Here is a 5,408-nt window from a genome sequence, read left to right as displayed (position 1 = left end):
GTTATTGTGGAAATTACAGTTGTTCAAGACCAAAGTACCTGCTCTCAGGTCAATAGCTCCACCATAAGTAGCAACTCCATTGATTATGGTAATGTTTTCAAGTGTGACGGTAGGACCGTCTGTCTGATATACCTCAAAAAACGGAGGTGTCGCAGTCGGATATGTTTCAGTATCATATGTTAAAAGCATGAAGTAATATTCGCCACCACAGTCAAAGGTAACCTCTTCATTTTCATAAGCCTTGATTGTTAATTCAACTTCTCCTTCAATATCCATACTGGATACAGAATATGTTCCTCCTCTAACTGTAATGATACCTGAACCATATAATAGAGCTTCATCAACTGCATCTTCTAGAGTATCAAAATAGCTGTAATCATCATCTTCATCGTATTGGAAAAGGAAGTTATATTCTCCGTTTTCATCACCAAGCATATCATTATTTGCAGAACCAAGAATATTATCATTGTTGGCATTATCTGCTTTTAATTTTAAACCATTAATGTTTCTGTTAATATCATCAATTATTGGTTGCTTAATGTATGAAGAAGTCATTAATGACTGGTCAGGAATATTATTGGAAGTGTCAACTGAAGATGCATTTAAGTTAGATACATTAATATTTCCGCCGACTTTCAAAATTGCCTCAGTGGAATTTGATATGTAGTTTACACGTTCTCGGGAAGTAACTTTGATTGTGTAAGTGCCAGGTTCAAATGTTTTTTCTATTTCAACAGACCTGCTGCCATTAATAAATACGATATTTCTGTAATCTTCGATTTCTATTATATATATTGACGGAACGTTTGTTTGAATGTCTACAATAATACTGTCGTTATATTCCACTTCCACATCCGATACAGATATGGTAGGATTGGCTTTATAAACTTCAAAATTAACCGTAGCTGATGTTGGCACATAATCTTCATGATTATAATCTGCTACAAGTGTGTATTTTCCAGCATCCAAAATCAATGACTCAATTTCTTCTTTTGTATAATACTTTCCGTTCAATTGATAATTCAATGTGCCCATTGCATTTGAAGGTAGGCTTTCAACAACTTTCAGGGTTTCACCATATGTAATGTTGTCAACGGAAACATTAAATTCAATGCCATTACGGTTAACTCTGAAAATTTCAGTTATACTGTCCATTAGATATGTATTGTTATTGTTATCTGTAATACTGTTTAAAACAGCATAATATTTGCCGTAACCCAATATGCCTGCATCATAGGTGAATGAATTGTTTTTGATTTCCACAATGTTGTTTTCACCTGCGACTGTTAAATTGGCTACTGCATAGAGATTTGCACCGAAATCTGCTGCACCAGTGATTGTTGAACTTTCACCATATTGAACAGATGGTGCATTTAATTTAGCATCTTTGACATCTAAAACGGAGTCATGAACTACTGTAAATCCATTGCTGTAAATATTCCTGTTTTCTCCAGTGTTATTTGCAAAAACACACTCATCAATGAATGTTGTAACTTTAGGAGATGTTACAATGGCTCCAGTTACTGCATTGTTATTTGTAAACGCACTGCTGTCTACAAATAATGAGAGCTTTTTATTATAAGGATTTTTGATTAAAATTACAGAACCCACGTTACCGCTATTGTTAGTGAATGTGGTGCTTTCAATGTATGCTTTTGAAACTCCATCAAGACATATGACTCCACCATCAACATTGCTGTTTGCGTTGTCTTTAAAATTAGATAAACTGATATCAAAGACCACATCACTATTGGCATTGACATAAATTACTCCACCTTCAAGTTGAGTTTTTTCTCCCAAACTATTTTTGATATCATTTTTCTTGAAATCAGATAGAGTGACAGAAATATATTTGGAATTGTTGCCTACATATATTGCAGACCCTTTAACAGCAGTATTACGCTCAAAGTCACATGAAGTGATTACTGTTTCAAATTGGGTTATGTTTTTGAAGTGCAATGCTCCACCTTCACGTGCAGTGTTATTTATGAATTTGGAATTTGTGATTGAAACGTCTTCATGACTCAAGGATGTGACAGCTGCAGTACTTACTTTTAAAGGAGCGGCATTATTTATGAAATTACAGTAGTCAATTTCCAATAAATATCCGTCATTGAATATGGCTGCTCCACCATTTTCAGAAAATGATGTCTTTGTAATCTTATTGTCTGTGAAATTACATGAAGTCAGTGAAAGATATCCGTGATTGACTATAGCACCATAATTGGTATTTCTGTTGTGAATTCCTCTAAATGTTATGCCGGATATATCAACAGCAGCGTTTTCATTGACTATTATGAAATTGGCGTCACTGCCTTGAGCATCAAAGATCGCACCTTCCAATGCAATGATATCGAGAGTCTTATTGGATATCACTATTCCAGTATTAGAATATGTGCCGTTTTTAATATAAATGGTATCATCATCATTAGAATTAGCTACAGCTTCATTTAATGTATCATATTCCACATTTGTACTTAAAACAATGAAGTTGCTGTATGTTTTGGCAATTGAAAATGAAGTGAAATTCATTGCAAACTCATAGTTATCATCAGCGTCACGCATAGCAACAACTGTATAATTACCCAAATCAAGGCCGGTCAGTTGCATGCTGCCTTTACCGTTTACAACTTCAAGTTGATAATATTTATTTTGAATGAAAATAGTAAAATTCAGATTCCTATCAGAATAAACATTTAAAACAGGCGTTTCAGGTATTAATACATTCTTTACTTCAAGAGTTAAATTGATTTTAGCTTTTTCAATTCCAATTTTTGCATATACTGGACCACTTAAATAGAATTCGTTTCCGTATAAATCGTTATAGTAGTCATGTTGCCAGAAATGGTCATTACTGTCTCCCTGATTATACATACCTGCCATTACTATTTCATGTGTTCCGCCAGGAAGCACTCCAAGATTTATTTCAAATTTTTTATTTACAACTGTAACAATATCTCCAAAGATATTTTCCTCATCTACAAATCCAGTTAAAAGAGTATAATTATTATTTAAATTTGATCCCCAGTCAAAATCACCATAAAGAATAGAATCAGAACCATAGGAATCATCTTTTAAAGATATTTTCAAATCCAAATCATATTCATTGAACTTGAAATTAAATTTTCTTGTGAGTGATTCGAAGTATATGTTTCTGTAACTTGTTGCCCTATTTGTATCAAAAACACAGTAGGTAATGTTTATTAGACTGTCACTTTGGCTGGTTATATAAACAGCCCCTCCTAAGTTGGCAAAATTTCCTATAAATTCAGTACTATGGAGTTCAAGATTAGTAGCATATATTGCCCCACCTTGCTCAAGAGCATTATTATCGCTGAATTCTGAGTTGGTAACAGTTAAATATGTGGAAGAATCAGCATTGATAGCTCCACCATAAGTTCCGTTATTAGAAGTGAAAGTACAGTCATCAATATTTACAATAGTGTTTTTGAAGAGTGTCGGACCGTTTATTTCAAAAGTACAACCATTCAGTACTAAATTTGAATTTTGTGCATTAATCGGGTTTCCAAGTTGATATTGATTATAAATACGTGTAAATTCACAATCTGAAATGCTACCTTCTGAATTGGCAGTGAATTTTAATGCGGAATCTGAAAACTTTCCTGTTATATTTATATCTTCAATAGTGAGTTTGGAATTAGAACCTACAACCAAGAAATTAGTTTGAGAATTGCCTGAAAAAGTGACAGAGTCCTCATCAGATTTAGGACTAATTGTAACTACTTTATTGTTAATCTGCACGTTAAGATTACCAGAACCTGTGTAAGTTCCACCTTTAACATTAATTACACCAGTTCCACCATTAGGAATAGCATTTACAGCAGCACTTAAAGTTTCAAATACATTCACATAATTTAAATTCCCATCATATAAAATAAAATTAGGTTCTATAATGGTAAAAGTATTTCCTGAATACTCATATCTTTTTTCCGAATCTTTCATCATGTAAACTGTATATGTTCCTGCATCAAGGCCTGTGTTATAATGACCTTTGAAAGTTGCAGAATGGCCACTAGCCCAAGGTGCTTCATCATAATAAGAACCATCTTTATATAAAACCACCAGATTTGCATCATCATTAATATCCGGAGTTATTGTAACTGATTTTTCAGGAGCATCCACGTCAATACCAATAGAACCGCTTCCTACAAACAGACAATTATAAAAAGACCAATCTGCACTTTTACCATCATCTATATCATAATCATCAAAATTGTTTGATACTTTATCATTACCATGTTTCTTTTCATTTCCACTGAAATAACAGTTATTGAGTGTAACTGTACCGAAATCTTCAATACAGATTGCTCCACCGTATCTTCCTGCCCAATTGCTAATGAATCGGCAGTCATTGGCTTCAAGTGAACCTTCATCCACAACTATGGCTCCACCTAATCCAAAACCACCAGCAATATTGTCATAAGCGTTATTACTTTCAAATGTACATCTGTTCAAGGTCACTTGTCCACCATTTTCAACTTCTATAGCACCACCATCATATGCATTCCCATTTTTAAAGGTAATGTCATTGATTGTGAGATGTACATTATTACCTTGTACCGTGAAGAAATAATCCTTATCCTCAGCGTCAAAAATAACTTCATGGGTAGAGTCATAGGGCTGGAGTGTTATAGATACTGGATCATCAATTGTAATACTAAATTCATCCGAATCGTCAGTGTATTTATATGTACCTCTCCAAACGTATATAATTTTATTTCCGGGATCATCATCAGCGTCATCAAAAGCATCATCTAAATCCTCATACCATTTACCGTTATACAAAAAATTATTTCCATTGGATCTAAGCAAATCATCATTTGAAGCAGAAAGTACCTCTTCGCCTACATTAGAAGAAGCACTTCCCCCTAATTTCTCATCGGACACACCATCCGAATCATCATTTGCACTAATTTCTACAACGTCATCGCCGGCTTCACTTCCAGGTGAAGTGGCGTTGTTTCCTTCAATAGCAACGGAAGTCGTTGCAATATTCGTATCACTGCCTTCCCCCAGCAATGTATTATTGGTATCGGCCGCTGAAATCGCGCCGACACTTATAATCATTACAAGGAGTAGTATCAGCAATACCCCCATCCTTTTTTTCGTCATTTTTAATTACCTCATATTCTCTAAAAATCAAGTAATCAAACAGAATGTTCGTTCTGTACAATAATACATACATAAATATTGTAAATAAACACAATATTTAATATTAAGTTTTATTTTTGATTATTAATAAATATATGGGACTGTCATTTTGTTAGGACTTTTTTTTGATTTTCTACCCATCCATTTTTTCTAGCCATAATATAATCAAATATTCCTTCAGGAGTTCTATAAATTCTTTTAGTGTGCCTATCTAATGTATTTCCAAAGTAATTTTC

Annotated in this window: 1 protein-coding gene; it reads right to left on the bottom strand. The window is 33.8% G+C overall.

Translation table 11 applies throughout. The features are described from left to right. Positions 1-5,133 (bottom strand): hypothetical protein (locus tag IJQ68_RS05325; RefSeq protein WP_292797922.1); only part of this gene is annotated, 5,133 nt, incomplete at its 3' end. Positions 5,134-5,408: the final 275 nt, after the last annotated feature.

It is taken from the genome of Methanobrevibacter sp. (genome assembly GCF_017447225.1).
GTDB lineage: Archaea > Methanobacteriota > Methanobacteria > Methanobacteriales > Methanobacteriaceae > Methanocatella.
Note: the sequence above shows the minus strand (reverse complement) of the source record. Positions and strands in the feature narration are given on the sequence as shown.